Here is a 13,655-nt window from a genome sequence, read left to right as displayed (position 1 = left end):
GGGGAGGGGCTCATGAGCGAAGACAAGAAGATCCAGGACGAGGAGATCGTCACCCTGGACAACCACGCGCCCGCGCCGCCGAAGGACGGCCCGGTCGTCGCCCTCGACAACCACGCGCCCGCGCCGTCCGCCGACACGGCCCTCACCACCATGGACAACCACGCACCGGCCCCGCCGGCCCTGGACCTCGGCGGCAAGTAGACCTGAATCGAGGGGGGAACGGCCGCGGTGGCGCCGAGGGGGAGCCACCGCGGCCGTGGCATGTCCGCAGCCGGGACCGGCAGGACCGCGGGCGTCAGCCCGCCGTGGCGTGCAGGCCGGCCAGGCAGTGGTCGGCCCGGGCCGCCGCACCCGGGCCGGACAGGCCCACCCGGACCGTCGCCGTGCCGTTCGCGGCGACGAACGCGTGGGCGGTGCGCCGCTCCACCCGGTTCGAGGCGGCGTCGAGGAAGTCGACCGTCACGGTGAAGGAGCCGCCCCGGCCGTTGGGGTTGGTGACCCGGACGGTCGCGTACGGCGTCTTCTCCGTGGCGCAGTCGAGGAGTTCGACGTCGGCGTCCCGCAGGGTGCCCGTCGTGGCCGTCGGCTGCGAGGAGCCGCCGGAGCCGCCGCCCGTGCCGCTGGCGTAGTAGTCGTCGTCATCGTCGTCGTGGTCGTAGTCGTGGTAGCGCGACCCGGACGTGCCGCCGGTGGACGAGCTGTCGTGGTCCTGGTGCGAACTGCTGCACCCGCCGCCCCCGCCGCCGTGGTGGCCGCCGTGGCCGCGGCCGGTGGAGAAGCCCGTGAGGGCCAGGACGACCAGTGCCGCCACCGCCGTGAGTCTGAGTGTGTGCCCTCGTCGTTCCATGACCCCCACCCTAGGCACACGCTGTCACGGTCATGTCACCGCGTGGCGACCGGCCCGTACCCGGCGTAGCGTCGGGGTGGAGAGCGGCCCGCCCGCCGCTCCCCCGCAGCGACGGCCGCCGTCCGGACCCCTTCCGTGCCCGGTGCGACGGCCGTCCCCCGCGTCCCCCCCGCGGTGTGCGTCAGGTGCTGCGCGCCGTCCCGGTGCCCTTCTCCGCGTCCAGCGCGTACACGCACCGGTCCTTGCTGCACGCGTACACCACCCCGTCCCTGACCACCGGGGAACCGGTGATCTCGCCGCCGGTGGCGAGCTTCCAGCGCAGCCGGCCGTCGTCGGCCTTCAGGGTGTAGAGCAGGTGGTCGGTGGAGCCGAAGTGGATGCGGCCCTCGGCGACGGCCGGGGCGCCCACGATGTCGCCGCCGGACTGGAAACGCCACTTGGGCGTGCCGGTGACCGCGTCCAGGGTGTACAGGCCCTTGCCGCTGCCCACGTGCACGTGCCCGGCGGTGACGAGCACCGGCTCGACGGAGGAGCGGGCCTCCGTCGCGATGCGCCAGCGGTCGCGGCCGTCGGTGGCGTCGAGGGCGTAGACGGTGCCGAGGTAGTCGGCGAGGTAGACCCCGCCGCCGGTGACGGCCGGGCCGGGCACGAAGGCGGGCGGGGACAGGAAGACCGCCGGCGCCTCGAAGTGCCAGCGCACCCTGCCGTTCCCCGCGTCCACGGCGAGCACGCGGGTGCCGGCGCTGACGTAGACGTGGCCGTCCGGGGCCGGGGTCACGCGCACCGGGACACCGCCGCAGGAGGCGGTGTCACCGATGGGGTACGACCAGCGTTCCTCGCCGCTGCGGGCGTCCAGGGCGCGCAGGCGGGCGTCCTGCCAGACGTAGACCGTGCCGTCGTGCAGCGTCGGTCCGGCCTCGGGGGACTCGAAGTCGGTCTGGCAGCCGGTGATCTCCCACAGCTTCTGGCCGCCGGACGCCTCCCATGCCTGGACGCCGCCGCCGCGGGTGCCGGTGACGAGCGTGCCCCGGTCGGCCTGGAGCGCGTACACCCAGGCGTCCGTCTGCAGGCGCCACAGGTCCCGCCCCTCGCGGGCGTCCAGCGCGAACAGCGTGGGTCCGTCCGAGGCGTGGATGCGGCCGTCCGCGACCGCCATGGACCAGGCCACGTCCCGGGTCTTGAAGCGGCGCCTGCCGGTGGCCACGTCGAGCGCGTGCACCTCGAAGGAGGTGACGTAGACCAGGTCGTCGGCGACGGCCGGGGTGCCCCACACGTCGTTGGACATCCGGAACCGCCAGGGGCGCCAGCCCGCGGTGGTCTCCGGGGGCGCGGCCGGCACGGCGGGTCCGACGGCGGAGTCGGCGCCGTTGACGCCGGGGCGCGGGCGGGTCCAGGTGGCGACCAGGCCGGGGTCGGGCGCGGGTGCCCTGACGGCGGCCGAGGCGCGCAGGTCGGCGACGCGCGGGCCGGGGCCGATCGGCACGGCCGCGCCGGCCAGCCGGACGGGGCCGGTGTCGGGGGCGCCGACGGGCACGGGGACGTGCGGCGCCGGGACGACCGGGTCGTGCGAGGGCGGCGGCGGGACCGCCGGGCGGTGGCCGGCGCCGCTGCGGCCCGCGGTGGGCGCCGGCTTGACGGCCGGGCGGCCGCCGCGGCGGGTCTCGATCAGGGTGACGGCCTTCTCGGGCAGCCACGCCGACGCCGTACCGCTGTCGTCGGAGCCGGACCCGAACAGGTGCGGGGCGAGCTGGGCCTGGAGGTCGGCCGGGTTGGGCCGGGCCGTGGGGTCCATCTGCATGCAGGACTCGATGAGCGGGCGCAGCTCCTGCGGCAGGCCCTCCAGGTCGGGGCCCTCGCGCAGCAGCATGAAGACCGTCTCGACCGGGTTGGCCCCGTGGAAGGGCGGGTGCCCGGTGGCGGCGAAGACGAGCATCGAGCCGAGCGAGAACACGTCGCTCGCGCCGGTCACGCTGCGGGAGTCCTTGGCCTGCTCCGGGGACATGTAGGCGGGGGTGCCGACGGCGACGTTCGTCATCGTCAGACGGGTGTTCGACACACCGGAGGCGATGCCGAAGTCGATCACCCGGGGGCCGTCCTCCACCACCAGCACGTTGGAGGGCTTGAGGTCGCGGTGGACCAGCCCGGCGCCGTGGATGGACTGCAGCGCCTCGGCGACGCCCGCCGCGAGCCAGCGCACCGCCTGCGCGGGCAGCGGGCCGCACTCGTTCACTATCTCCTCGAGGGAGGGGGCGGGCACGTACGCGGTGGCCAGCCACGGCACGGCGGCGCGGGGGTCGGCGTCGACGACGGCCGCCGTGTAGAAGCCGGACACCGCCCGGGCGGCCTCCACCTCGCGCGTGAAGCGCACGCGGAAGAGCTGGTCCTCGGCCAGCTCGGTGCGGACCGTCTTGATCGCGACCCGCCGGCCGGACGCCGAGCGCGCGAGATAGACCAGCCCCATGCCGCCGGCCCCCAGCCGTCCCAGCACCTCGAACGGCCCGATCCGGCGCGGATCGTGCTGCGTCAGCTGATCCACCACTTGCCTGCCACCTCCCCGTACGAGCCGCGTCACCCACTATGTGTACGCGACCGAAGTGCAGCGTCTCACCACCGCACCGCCGCGGCGGCACGCACCCCGATTCTTCCTGGCCGGGCCACCGGTTGCGAACCCGGGGAGAAACGGGGTGTCACCACACCTACCGGGACAATGCGCTCGACCGGGACACCGTCACCGCTCCAGCAGGGCGAACGACGCCCCCTGGTCGTCGGTGACGACGGCGACGGTCCCGTAGGAGGCGGTGAACGGCCCGGCCTGCACCCGCCCGCCGAGCCGGCCCACCGTGCCGAGCGCCGCCTCGCAGTCCTCGACGCCGAAGTGGACGACGAAGTGCGGCGGCATCTGCGCCGGGAAGACGTCGGTGACCGGGGCGCGGCCGAAGTCCGGCTCGGCGTCCGGCCCGAACAGGGCGTCGTGGAAGAGACCGCCGTAGAAGCCGTTGGCCCGCTCGGTGTCCCGGGCGTAGAGCTGGGCCCAGGCGAAGGCGCCGGGCCGGTGCCGGGCGCCGAAGCCCGGGTGGCGGCCGGCCTGCCACAGCCCGAAGACGGCGCCCTCGGGGTCGGTGACCAGCGCGGCCGTGCCCAGCTCGCCGACCGGGAAGGGGGCCAGGACGACCTGGCCGCCGGCCGCGTCGATCCGGCGGGCGGTGGCGGTCGCGTCGGGGGCCGCGAAGTACACCGTCCACACGGTGGGCATCCGGCCGTCCGCCTTGCGGGCGAGCGCGGCCACGGGCTCCCCGCCGAGGCGGGCCCACACCGAGCCGCCGTACGCGTCCTCGAAGGACCACCCGAAGAGCTCACCGTAGAACCGCTTGCCCGCGTCCACGTCGGGAAGCTGGGCGTCCACCCAGCAGGGGACGCCCTCTCCGTACACCGATGCCCTGTTTTCGGCCATGCGCCCAACGTAACGGCGACGGGCGCACCGCGCAGACCAGCGCAAGCGCCGCCACCGGCCCCCGCACCCCATTTGCAGTCGGCCGAATCGCGCTCCGATCACCCCTCGGTAAGCTGACGGCATGACAGGACAAGTGCGTACCGTCGACGGCCGCGTGGCCGGCCGGCGTGGGCAGGCGACCCGGCAGAAGCTGCTCGACTGCCTCAGCGAGATGCTCAGCTCCTCGCCCTACCGGGACGTGAAGGTCATCGACGTCGCCCGGAAGGCCGGTACTTCGCCCGCGACCTTCTACCAGTACTTCCCGGACGTCGAGGGCGCCGTCCTGGAGATCGCCGACCAAATGGCCGCCGAGGGCGCCGCGTTGGCCGGGCTCCTGGAGGGCCGGTCCTGGGTCGGCAAGGCCGGCTGGCAGACCGCGCAGGAACTCGTCGACGGATTCCTGGAGTTCTGGCGCAAGCACGACGCGATCCTGCGCGTGGTGGACCTCGGCGCCGCCGAGGGCGACAAGCGCTTCTACAAGCTCCGCATGAAGATCCTGAACTCGGTGAACTCCTCCCTGGCCGACGCGGTCGCCGAGTTGCAGTCCAGGGGCAAGGTCGACAAGGACGTGAACCCGGCCGCGATCGCCGGTTCGCTCGTCACGATGCTCGCGGCGGTCGCCTCGCACCAGAAAGGCTTCTCGGCCTGGGGCGTCAAGCCGCCCGAACTGCGCCCGAACCTGGCGCTGTTGGTGCACCTGGGCGTCACCGGCAAGAAGCCGTCGAGGTAGCCCCGGCGCGCACGCGCTTTCCGGGACGGTCGTCCCGGGTCCCAAGTCCTGTCCGGCCAGCGGCGGTCCACACGAGTGGGCCGCCGCTCGCCGTCTCACGCGGTCACGGCGCGACCCGCTCCGCCGGCAGCGGCCGGTCCTTGACCACGTGCTTCATCACCAGCGTGGACGTCAGCCGCTGTACGCCCGGCAGGGTGGCCAGCCGCTCGTCGTACAGGCGCTGGAAGGCCGCGAGGTCGGCGGTCGCCACCCGCAGCAGGTAGTCCGGTTCGCCGAACAGCCGCTCCGCCTCCAGCACGTGCGGGATGCCGGCCAGCGCGGTCTCGAACTCGGCGACCGTGTCCCGGTCCTCCTGCCGCATCGACACGAAGACCAGCGCCTCGAAGGTCAGCCCGACGGCGGCCGGCTCCACCACCGCCCGGTACCCGCTGATCGCGCCCGAGCGCTCCAGCTCCCGCAGCCGCCGGTGGCACGGCGAGACGCTCAGCCGCACCCGGGCGGCCAGTTCGGTCACGGTCAGCCGCCCGTCCTGCTGGAGCTCGGCAAGGATTTTCCGGTCCACGTCGTCCATGGGGGAAATCTTGCCCCGAACAGGGGGTGTACGGGCAAACTTCGGAAGCACTTTCGGGCCCTTCGCGCCTAATGTCACCTCCATGGACAGCACCACCCTCTTCTCCTTCCTCGCGCTCGACCTGCTGCTGGTGTGCGTGCCGGGCGCCGACTGGGCGTACACGATCGCGGCGGGCGTGCGCGGCCGTTCGGTGGCGGCCGCGGTCGGCGGGCTGGTCACCGGGTACGCCGTGCACACCGTGCTGGCCGTCGCGGGGCTCGCGGTCCTGGTGGCGGGCTCGCCGGCACTGCTCACGGCGCTGACCGTGGCGGGCGCCGGGTACCTGGTGTGGCTGGGCTGGAGCGTGCTGCGGCGGCCGGGGGTGCCGTCCGGGGAGCCCGGCGGCTCCGGCCCGGACGTGCTGCCCGGCGAGAGCGGGGGCCGGGTGTTCCTGCGCGGGGCGGCGATCAGCGGGCTGAACCCCAAGGGGCTGCTGCTGTACCTGTCGGTGCTGCCGCAGTTCCTGGTGACCGGCCGAACGGGGGGTGGCGGCGGTGCCCACCTGCCGGTGGCGGCGCAGACGGCCGTCCTGGGGCTGCTGCACATGGCGTGCTGTGCCGCCGTGTACGCCACGGTCGGCGTCCTGGCCCGCGCGGTGCTCGGCGCCCGGCCGGCGGCGGCGCGGGCGGTGACCCGCACGTCCGGGGCGGCGATGCTGGGCATCGGGACGTTGCTGCTGGTGCAGCACGCGCTGTGAGGGCCGGCGGCGGGTGCCGGGCGGCCGGGTGGTTCCGCTCGCCCGGGCCGGTGGTGCTTGGCCGGGACTGATCGGTCCGGCGGGGGCGGGGGAAGGGGCGTCTCGGTGGGCGGCGTTGCCCCAGAGACGCACGGACGCGCGCGGACGGGCAGGCGCTTGGGTGCGCGCGGACGACGACCGCTCGACGAACCCCTTGGAGGAGAACGAGATGGCACTGACCCGCGAAGAGCGTGAGGCGTTCCTGGCGGAGCCGCACATCGCGGCGCTGGCGGTCGACGGCGGGACCGGACGGGGGCCGCTGACGGTACCGATCTGGTACTGGTACGAGCCCGGCGGCGACGTGTGGATCATGACGGGGCGCACCTCGCGCAAGTACGAGCGCATCCAGGCGGCGGGGCGCTTCTCGCTGATGGTGGACCGGCTGGAGCCGACGATCCGGTACGTGTCGGTGGAGGGGCCGGTGCTGCGCACGGACCCGGCGACCCTCGAGGACCTGCGGCGGATGTCGGCGCGCTACCTGCCGGCGGACAAGGTGGACGGGTACGTGGAGTTCGCCTGGAAGAACCACGGCGAGCAGGTGGTGGTGCACCTGCGTCCGGAGCGGTGGGTGTCCTCGGACCTGGGCCAGGTGTGAGCGGCCCCGGGGCCCGGGTGTGACGATGAGGGCATGGCTGAGGACGGCAAGGCGGAGGAACGGGACCTGGACGACCTGCTGAGGTCGGTGCGCGTGTGGGCGCCGGGGGTGACGAGCCTGCCGGCGTTCGACGTGGGGGCGGCGCCCGGGGACCCGTCGGCGCTGTTCACGGCGTGGTTCGCGCAGGCCGTGGCGGCGGGTGAACGGGAGCCGCACACCGTGTCCCTGGCGACGGCGGACGAGGAGGGCCGACCGGACGTGCGGATCGTGGTGCTGCACGGCGCGGACGAGCACGGCTGGTCCTTCGCGACCCACCGCACGAGCAGGAAGGGCGGGCACCTGGCGGCCCGCCCGTACGCGGCGCTGGCCTTCTACTGGCCGGCGCTCGGCCGCCAGGTGCGGGTGCGGGGCCCGGTCACCGCGGCCCCGGCCGCCGAGGCCCGCTCCGATCTGCACGCCCGCTCCACCGGCGCCCTGGCCGCGGCCCTGACCGGCCACCAGAGCGAACCCCTCGCCTCCCTGGAGGACCTGCGCGCCGCGTCGGAGGCCGCCTGGGACCGCGCCCGCACCCACCCGGAGACCGAGTCCCCCACCTGGACCCTGTACCGCCTCACCCCGGAGGAGGTGGAGTTCTTCCAGGGCGAGGAACACCGCCGCCACGTCCGCCTGCGCTACTGGCGCGAGGCGGAGGGGACTTGGCGGCGGGGGTTGTTGTGGCCGTGAGGGGGGCGGGGCGCGCGCGGTGTCGCCGCCTGCGGGTATGGACACCGATCAGGCGGCGTGCTCCTCGAACACGACCGTGGGGTGTCCGTCGGCGACCACGTGGAGGTCCACCGTGACGCCCAGGGCGGTCGCGAGCCGGACGAGCAGATCCGCGGTGAGGGGAAGCATGCCGCCGAGTTCGACCGCCTCCACGTCGTCCACCGTCATGCCCAGCCGCTCCGCGAGGGCCGCCTGAGTGAGGTCGAGCGCGACGCGGCGGTCGTACACCAGTTGTCCCAGGGCGAGCGCCAACCGGATCTGCTCACGCTCGGCGACGACTTCCGCGGGCTCGACGTGGCTCACGCCACTGCTGCGGTCCCGCGACAGCTTCCAGCGGGTGTGGCTCACATGTCCTCCCGGAACTCACGAGTGAACTCGTAATGCGCGGGCCCGTGCTCGCCCTCACACACGTGCTTCGCCGACTGGGCGCGCTTGACCTCTGCCTCTTCTCTCATCCTCGTCTTCCGGAAGACGGTGAGCAGCACGATCCGCCGACCGGGCGCCAGCCAGTAGGTCACGCGCGTCGCGCTGCCACCCAGAACGAAGCGCAGCTCCCGCACTCCCTCCCCCAGGTTACGAGAGTGCGGCTCGCCCAGGGTCGTCGGCGACTGGGCCAGTAGGTCTGCCTTCTCCTCCACCTGTCGGTAGTGCTGCGGCGACAAGCCCTCCAGCCAGACGCGCACCTCTGGCTCGAGCTCGATCACATAGAGGTTGGTCACCGGACGAACGTTTGCCGGTGCCCCGGGCGCCTGGGCCCGGTTCCCTGCCGCGTTCACTCGTCCAAGGGCGGGTGCGGCGGTACCGCGGGACCCCCTCCCCGGCCGCCCGCGGTCACGGCTGGTCCGGGTCGCCCGACAGGCGGGCGTGGAGGTGCACGTCGCGGAACGTGTCCTGGCTGCCCGCCTCGAACATCGCCCCGCGCAGCGTCCCCTCGTACCGGAAGCCGCAGCGCTCCGCGACCCGGCAGGACGCCTCGTGGCCCAGGGCGTGGCCCAGTTCCAGCCGGTGCAGGCCGCCCTCGCCGAGCGCCCAGCGGGCCGCCAGGGTCAGGGCGCGGCTCGCCACGCCCCGGCCGCGCGCCTCGGGCAGGACCCAGTAGCCGACCCGTCCGCTGCGCGTCACCCGGTCGATCATGTTGACACCGAGGTGGCCCAGCACCGTCCCGTCCTCCGCGTCGGCGATCCGGAACGACACGGAGGTGCCCTCGGCCGTCTGCCACGCCTTGGCCCGCAGGGACTCCCGGGAGGTCGCGAGGTCCGTCACGGGCCTCAACGGCGTGTTCCACCGCAGGAACTCGTCGTCGGCCTGACCCCGCCACCACACCTCCGCGTCGGCGTCCGACTCCGCGTCCCAGGCGCCGAGCACCAGGCCCTTCCCGCGCAGGACGGGGGGTGCGCCGCCTTCATGGATCGTGTTCATCGGGCCATTCAAACGCCCGGCGCGGCACCGGGGTCAGCCGGGCCTCTCCCCACGTGTGATCAATCCGCAACCAATTGTGGTCTTGACCGAGACCCATCAATCCGGGGCGTGATTACGCTCGCGCTCATGGCCGACGACACGACTCCCGAGGACACCGCTTCCGACGGGCCCGCTCCCGCTCCGCAGCCCGCCGACCGCCCCGTCTACGTCATCGGCGGCGGGCCGGGCGGACTCGCCGCCGCGTACGCCCTGCGCGCACAGGGCGTTCGGGCCGTGGTGCTGGAGAAGTCCGACCGGGTGGGCGCGTCCTGGCGGGGCCACTACGACCGGCTGCACCTGCACACCACCCGCCGCCTGTCGGCGCTGCCGGGGCTGGCGATGCCGCGCCGCTTCGGCCGCTGGGTGTCCCGCGACGACGTGGTGCGCTACCTGGAGAAGTACGCCGAGCACCACGAGCTGGAGATCGTCACCGGCGTCGAGGTCTCGCGCGTCGAGCGCTCCCCCGACGGCACCGGCTGGCTGCTGCACGCGACCGGCGGCCGGCGGCTGACCGGCGCCGCGGTGGTCGTCGCCACCGGCTTCAACCACACCCCGCGCGTGCCCGACTGGCCCGGCCGGGACACGTACACCGGGGAGTTCCTGCACGCCTGCGCCTACCGCAACGGCACCCCCTACGCGGGCCGGGACGTGCTGGTCGTCGGCGTCGGCAACACCGGCGCGGAGATCGCCGTGGACCTGGTCGAGAGCGGGGCGCGGCGGGTGCGGCTCGCGGTGCGCACGGCGCCGCACATCGTGCGCCGCTCCACCGCCGGCTGGGCCGCCCAGTACACCGGCGTCCTGGTACGGCGCCTGCCCGTCGGCCTCGTGGACCGGCTGGCGCGGCCGATGGCACGGCTCAGCGTGCCCGACCTGTCGGCGCACGGGCTGCCCCGCCCCGGCACCGGGCTCTACAGCCGGGTCACCGAAGGGGCGATCCCCGTGCAGGACGTCGGCCTGATCGACGCGGTCCGCACGGGCCGGGTCGAGGTCGTGGCCGCCGTCGAGGGGTTCGAGGACGGCAAGGTGCTGCTCGCCGACGGCAGCCGGATCTCCCCGGACGCGGTGGTCGCGGCGACCGGGTACGTCCGCGCGCTGGAGGGCCTGGTCGGCCACCTCGGCGTCCTCGACGGCCGGGGCAGACCGGTCGTGCACGGGGCCCGCACCCCCTCGGGCGCCCCCGGCCTGTACTTCACCGGCTTCACCAACCCGATCAGCGGCATGCTCCGCGAGCTGGCGATCGACGCGCAGCGCATCGCGAAGGCCGTCGCCCGCGAGGGCGGCGCGAGCCTGTCCCGCCTGCCCGCGCAGGGCCGGCGGGAGCGCCCTAAGCGGTCGCCGGCACCGTGAGCGGCGGCGCCGGGCGGCGCCGGATCACCAGCGCCATCAGGGCCGCCGCGGCGCACAGGGCACCGGAGGCGTACCAGACGACGTCGTAGGAGCCGAAGACGTCGCGGGCGACGCCGCCGAGGAAGGCGACCAGGGCCGCGCCGACCTGGTGGGAGGCCAGCACCCAGCCGAAGACGATGGCGCTGTCCTCGCCGTACCGCTCACGGCACAGGGCGAGGGTCGGGGGCACCGTGGCGACCCAGTCGAGGCCGTAGAAGACGATGAAGAACAGCATCGGCGGGTGGACGGTGGGCGCCAGGAGCATCGGCAGGAAGAGCAGGGAGACGCCGCGCAGGGCGTAGTAGACGGCGAGCAGGCGGCGCGGCTCGAACCGGTCGGTGAACCAGCCGGAGGCGATCGTGCCGACCACGTCGAACACGCCGATCACCGCCAGCAGCGAGGCCGCCGCCGTCACCGGCATGCCGTGGTCGTGGGCGGCGGGCACGAAGTGGGTCTGCACCAGGCCGTTGGTGGAGGCGCCGCAGATCGCGAAGGTGCCGGCCAGCAGCCAGAACGGGCCGGTGCGCGCCGCCGACAGCAGCACCCGCACCGCGCGGCCCGCGGCGCCCCGCACCGGGGCCGGCTTGGGCACGAACTCCGTGGCGCCGTACGGCGTGAGACCCACGTCGGCCGGGTGGTCGCGCAGCAGCAGCCAGACGAAGGGGACGACGGCGAGGGCCGCGAGGGAGACGGTGACCGCGGCCGGGCGCCAGTCGTGGTGGGTGATCATCCAGGACAGCAGCGGCAGGAAGACGAGCTGGCCGGAGGCGGAGGCGGCGGTGAGGATGCCGCTGACCAGGCCCCGGCGCTCGGTGAACCAGCGGTTGGTCACCGTGGCCGCGAAGGCCAGCGCCATGGAGCCCGAGCCGAGGCCCACCAGCAGGCCCCAGCACAGCAGGAGCTGCCAGGCGGCCGTCATCCACACGGTCAGGCCCGAGCCGAGGGCGATCACGGTGAGGGCCACGGCGACCACCCGGCGGATGCCGAAGCGGTCCATCAGCGCGGCGGCGAACGGCGCGGTCAGCCCGTACAGCGCGAGGTTGACCGAGACGGCCGCGCCGATGGTGCCGCGCGACCAGCCGAAGTCCTCGTGCAGCGGGTCGATGAGCAGGCCGGGCAGGGAGCGGAAGGCGGCCGCGCCGATGATCGTGACGAAGGTGACGGCGGCGACGAACCACGCCCGGTGCACTCGGGTGCGGCGGGGTCCGGGGAGGGGGCCGGTGGCTCCGGCCGGCGGGGACACGTCGGTTGTCTGGGTCACGGCACGAGCTTGCGCTGTCCGCGCTCCGTCAACGAGTGGCCCGAGGGACAGTGTTCGTTAGGATCGGGCCATGAGCCGTGGCCCGCAGTCCCCGCCGCCGTTGCGGCCGCACCGCGTCGTCGTCCTCGCGCTGGACGGCCTGCTGCCCTTCGAACTGGGCATCCCGCACCGTATCTTCGGCCGCCCGAAGGACGCGCACGGCCGGCACCTGTACGAGGTCGTGACCTGCTCGGTCCGTCCGCCGGGCCCGGTCGAGACGGACGCCGACTTCGCGGTGCACGTCCCGCACGGGCCGGAGGCCCTGGCCACCGCGGACACGGTGATCGTCCCGGCGTCGTACGAGCTGGGCCCGGTGCACGACGAGGGGGTGCTCACCGAGGAGCTGGCCGCCGCCCTGGCCCGCATCCGGCCGGGCACGCGGCTCGCGTCGATCTGCACCGGCGTCTACGTCCTGGCCGCCGCCGGTGTCCTCGACGGACGCCCGGCGACCACGCACTGGGCGGACGCCGACCGGCTGCAGCGGATGTTCCCGCGGATCAGGGTGGACCCGGACGTGCTGTTCATCGACGACGGCGACGTGCTGACCTCGGCGGGCGTCGCGGCCGGGATCGACCTGTGCCTGCACATGGTGCGCCGCGACCACGGCACGGCGGTCGCCAACGAGGTGGCCCGCCGCACGGTCGTCCCGCCGCACCGGGACGGCGGGCAGGCGCAGTACATCGAGCGGCCGGTGCCCGATCCGCAGCAGGCGACGACCACGGCGGCGCGTGCCTGGGCGCTGGGCCGGCTGCACGAGCCGATCCAGTTGCGCGACATGGCCGCGCAGGAGGCGATGTCGGTGCGGACGTTCACCCGCCGCTTCCGTGAGGAGGTCGGGGTGAGTCCCGGCCAGTGGCTCACCCAGCAGCGCGTCGAGCGCGCCCGGCACCTGCTGGAGTGCTCCGACCTGTCCGTGGACCAGGTGGCCCGGGACGCCGGTTTCGGCACGGCCCAGTCCATGCGCCAGCACCTGCAGGCGGCGCTGGGGGTGACGCCGACGGCCTACCGGCGGACGTTCCGGGCGGCCGCGGTGGGGGCGTGAGCGCGGGGCTTCAGGCGACCCTGGAGCGCGCCGATCGCGCGCCCGGGCCGGGTTCCGGGACCTCGTCCTCGGTCAGGAACAGGTCCTCCTCCCCGAAGTCCGGGGCCTGGAAGGGGTTCGTCGCGGGACGGGGTGAGGCCGCCGCGGCGGAACGGCGGGGCTGCCCTTCCGGAGCGGAGAACAACGAGGTGGGTTCGATGAGAGGTCTCTCTTTCGGTACGGGCCCCTCGGGGGAGCCCGGTGGGCCGTGACCGGGCCCTGCGGGTGCTACAGCTTGGTCATCTTGGCGTACGGGCTCAGGATCCGCATCTGCGTCGATCCGAAGTCGACGAGCGCGGCGATGCCCTCCTCGACCCCGATCACCCGGCCGAGGCCGTGCGCGTCGTGGGTGACCTGGTCCCCCACGGCGAAGAACTTGGGAACGGGCACGACGGGCGCCTTGAAGGGGCTGGTCGGCAAATGACGCTTCGATGCAGCGGGTTTGGTCATCCCTCAGTATGAGCCCACCCGCACCCGCTGCGCTGTGGCCGTCGGCACAACAATGCCGGAGGCGACCGGGGACACACCGCTGACCTGGCCTTTCGCCGAGCCGACGCGGAGAAATTGCCCGGGCTCGACGGCCTTCCGTCCGGCAGGCGAAAGGTTGTCCACAGGCTGTGGACGACATGGTGGGCTTCCCGGCGCCACCCGTGCGCGGCG

16 protein-coding genes are annotated in these 13,655 nt (G+C 74.3%); 7 read left to right on the top strand and 9 right to left on the bottom strand.

Going from position 1 to position 13,655, the window contains the following annotated elements; translation table 11 throughout:
* Positions 1-12 precede the first annotated feature (12 nt).
* On the top strand, positions 13-201 hold the full coding sequence (gene afsS / locus E4U92_RS24440) for a regulatory protein AfsS (protein ID WP_137302598.1): 189 nt from the start codon (positions 13-15) through the stop codon (positions 199-201).
* Positions 202-295: 94 nt separating this feature from the next.
* Here afsS and E4U92_RS24435 read toward each other — a convergent pair whose 3' ends face one another.
* The 3 genes from E4U92_RS24435 to kbpA form a co-directional block, all read right to left on the bottom strand.
* On the bottom strand, positions 296-847 hold the full coding sequence (locus E4U92_RS24435; RefSeq protein WP_137302597.1) for a hypothetical protein: 552 nt from the start codon (positions 845-847) through the stop codon (positions 296-298).
* A 181-nt stretch (positions 848-1,028) separates the two neighbouring features.
* Complete coding sequence (gene afsK, locus E4U92_RS24430) at positions 1,029-3,386, bottom strand: protein serine/threonine kinase AfsK (protein ID WP_137302596.1); 2,358 nt, start codon at positions 3,384-3,386, stop codon at positions 1,029-1,031.
* Positions 3,387-3,575: 189 nt separating this feature from the next.
* Complete coding sequence (gene kbpA, locus E4U92_RS24425) at positions 3,576-4,298, bottom strand: AfsK-binding protein KbpA (RefSeq protein WP_137302595.1); 723 nt, start codon at positions 4,296-4,298, stop codon at positions 3,576-3,578.
* A gap of 133 nt (positions 4,299-4,431) precedes the next feature.
* Here kbpA and E4U92_RS24420 point away from each other — a divergent pair, with 133 nt between their 5' ends.
* Complete coding sequence (locus E4U92_RS24420) at positions 4,432-5,067, top strand: TetR family transcriptional regulator (RefSeq protein ID WP_137302815.1); 636 nt, start codon at positions 4,432-4,434, stop codon at positions 5,065-5,067.
* Positions 5,068-5,170: 103 nt separating this feature from the next.
* Here E4U92_RS24420 and E4U92_RS24415 read toward each other — a convergent pair whose 3' ends face one another.
* The gene (locus tag E4U92_RS24415) at positions 5,171-5,638 is read right to left on the bottom strand and encodes an Lrp/AsnC family transcriptional regulator (RefSeq protein WP_137302594.1); all 468 of its coding nucleotides are present in this window, start codon (positions 5,636-5,638) and stop codon (positions 5,171-5,173) included.
* Positions 5,639-5,720: 82 nt separating this feature from the next.
* Here E4U92_RS24415 and E4U92_RS24410 point away from each other — a divergent pair, with 82 nt between their 5' ends.
* The 3 genes from E4U92_RS24410 (at position 5,721) to E4U92_RS24400 (ending at position 7,731) form a co-directional block, all read left to right on the top strand.
* On the top strand, positions 5,721-6,374 hold the full coding sequence (locus E4U92_RS24410) for a LysE family translocator (RefSeq protein WP_137302593.1): 654 nt from the start codon (positions 5,721-5,723) through the stop codon (positions 6,372-6,374).
* 208 nt (positions 6,375-6,582) lie between these two features.
* Entirely contained in the window at positions 6,583-7,008 is a 426-nt protein-coding gene (locus tag E4U92_RS24405; protein WP_137302592.1) for a pyridoxamine 5'-phosphate oxidase family protein, read from the top strand.
* Positions 7,009-7,041: 33 nt separating this feature from the next.
* Positions 7,042-7,731, top strand: coding sequence for a pyridoxine/pyridoxamine 5'-phosphate oxidase (locus tag E4U92_RS24400; protein ID WP_137302591.1), 690 nt, complete (start codon positions 7,042-7,044; stop codon positions 7,729-7,731).
* A gap of 48 nt (positions 7,732-7,779) precedes the next feature.
* On the opposite strand, the gene E4U92_RS24395 is transcribed toward E4U92_RS24400, so the two are convergent.
* The 3 genes from E4U92_RS24395 to E4U92_RS24385 all read right to left on the bottom strand — a co-directional run bounded on the left by E4U92_RS24395 (position 7,780) and on the right by E4U92_RS24385 (position 9,189).
* The gene (locus tag E4U92_RS24395) at positions 7,780-8,118 is read right to left on the bottom strand and encodes a helix-turn-helix domain-containing protein (protein WP_137302590.1); all 339 of its coding nucleotides are present in this window, start codon (positions 8,116-8,118) and stop codon (positions 7,780-7,782) included.
* Positions 8,115-8,489 carry a type II toxin-antitoxin system RelE/ParE family toxin gene (locus E4U92_RS24390; protein WP_137302589.1) on the bottom strand — a complete coding sequence of 125 codons (375 nt, stop codon included), beginning with the start codon at positions 8,487-8,489 and terminating at the stop codon, positions 8,115-8,117. The genes E4U92_RS24395 and E4U92_RS24390 overlap by 4 nt, the downstream gene beginning before the upstream one ends.
* 112 nt (positions 8,490-8,601) lie before the next feature.
* Positions 8,602-9,189 carry a GNAT family N-acetyltransferase gene (locus E4U92_RS24385; protein WP_137302588.1) on the bottom strand — a complete coding sequence of 196 codons (588 nt, stop codon included), beginning with the start codon at positions 9,187-9,189 and terminating at the stop codon, positions 8,602-8,604.
* Between the two features lie 126 nt (positions 9,190-9,315).
* On the opposite strand from E4U92_RS24385, the gene E4U92_RS24380 reads away from it, so the two are divergent.
* Positions 9,316-10,575 carry a flavin-containing monooxygenase gene (locus E4U92_RS24380; protein WP_137302587.1) on the top strand — a complete coding sequence of 420 codons (1,260 nt, stop codon included), beginning with the start codon at positions 9,316-9,318 and terminating at the stop codon, positions 10,573-10,575.
* Here the strand turns inward: E4U92_RS24380 and E4U92_RS24375 are convergent.
* On the bottom strand, positions 10,553-11,875 hold the full coding sequence (locus tag E4U92_RS24375) for an MFS transporter (RefSeq protein ID WP_137302586.1): 1,323 nt from the start codon (positions 11,873-11,875) through the stop codon (positions 10,553-10,555). The genes E4U92_RS24380 and E4U92_RS24375 overlap by 23 nt on opposite strands.
* A 70-nt stretch (positions 11,876-11,945) precedes the next feature.
* Here E4U92_RS24375 and E4U92_RS24370 point away from each other — a divergent pair, with 70 nt between their 5' ends.
* Positions 11,946-12,956 carry a GlxA family transcriptional regulator gene (locus tag E4U92_RS24370; RefSeq protein WP_137302585.1) on the top strand — a complete coding sequence of 337 codons (1,011 nt, stop codon included), beginning with the start codon at positions 11,946-11,948 and terminating at the stop codon, positions 12,954-12,956.
* 267 nt (positions 12,957-13,223) lie between these two features.
* Here the strand turns inward: E4U92_RS24370 and E4U92_RS24360 are convergent, their stop codons facing one another.
* Positions 13,224-13,445, bottom strand: coding sequence for a hypothetical protein (locus tag E4U92_RS24360; protein WP_137302584.1), 222 nt, complete (start codon positions 13,443-13,445; stop codon positions 13,224-13,226).
* Between the last annotated feature and the right edge of the window lie 210 nt (positions 13,446-13,655).

The organism is Streptomyces galbus (assembly GCF_005280195.1).
Classification (GTDB): Bacteria; Actinomycetota; Actinomycetes; order Streptomycetales; family Streptomycetaceae; genus Streptomyces; species Streptomyces galbus.
Note: the sequence above shows the minus strand (reverse complement) of the source record. Positions and strands in the feature narration are given on the sequence as shown.

Bases quoted from the DNA above. Each gene is read 5' to 3' on its own strand.
- afsS (WP_137302598.1), top strand. From the start codon at position 13: ATGAGCGAAGACAAGAAGATCCAGGACGAGGAGATCGTCACCCTGGAC.
- E4U92_RS24435 (WP_137302597.1), bottom strand. From the start codon at position 847: ATGGAACGACGAGGGCACACACTCAGACTCACGGCGGTGGCGGCACTG.
- kbpA (WP_137302595.1), bottom strand. From the start codon at position 4,298: ATGGCCGAAAACAGGGCATCGGTGTACGGAGAGGGCGTCCCCTGCTGG.
- E4U92_RS24415 (WP_137302594.1), bottom strand. From the start codon at position 5,638: ATGGACGACGTGGACCGGAAAATCCTTGCCGAGCTCCAGCAGGACGGG.
- E4U92_RS24410 (WP_137302593.1), top strand. From the start codon at position 5,721: ATGGACAGCACCACCCTCTTCTCCTTCCTCGCGCTCGACCTGCTGCTG.
- E4U92_RS24405 (WP_137302592.1), top strand. From the start codon at position 6,583: ATGGCACTGACCCGCGAAGAGCGTGAGGCGTTCCTGGCGGAGCCGCAC.
- E4U92_RS24400 (WP_137302591.1), top strand. From the start codon at position 7,042: ATGGCTGAGGACGGCAAGGCGGAGGAACGGGACCTGGACGACCTGCTG.
- E4U92_RS24385 (WP_137302588.1), bottom strand. From the start codon at position 9,189: ATGAACACGATCCATGAAGGCGGCGCACCCCCCGTCCTGCGCGGGAAG.
- E4U92_RS24380 (WP_137302587.1), top strand. From the start codon at position 9,316: ATGGCCGACGACACGACTCCCGAGGACACCGCTTCCGACGGGCCCGCT.
- E4U92_RS24370 (WP_137302585.1), top strand. From the start codon at position 11,946: ATGAGCCGTGGCCCGCAGTCCCCGCCGCCGTTGCGGCCGCACCGCGTC.
- E4U92_RS24360 (WP_137302584.1), bottom strand. From the start codon at position 13,445: ATGACCAAACCCGCTGCATCGAAGCGTCATTTGCCGACCAGCCCCTTC.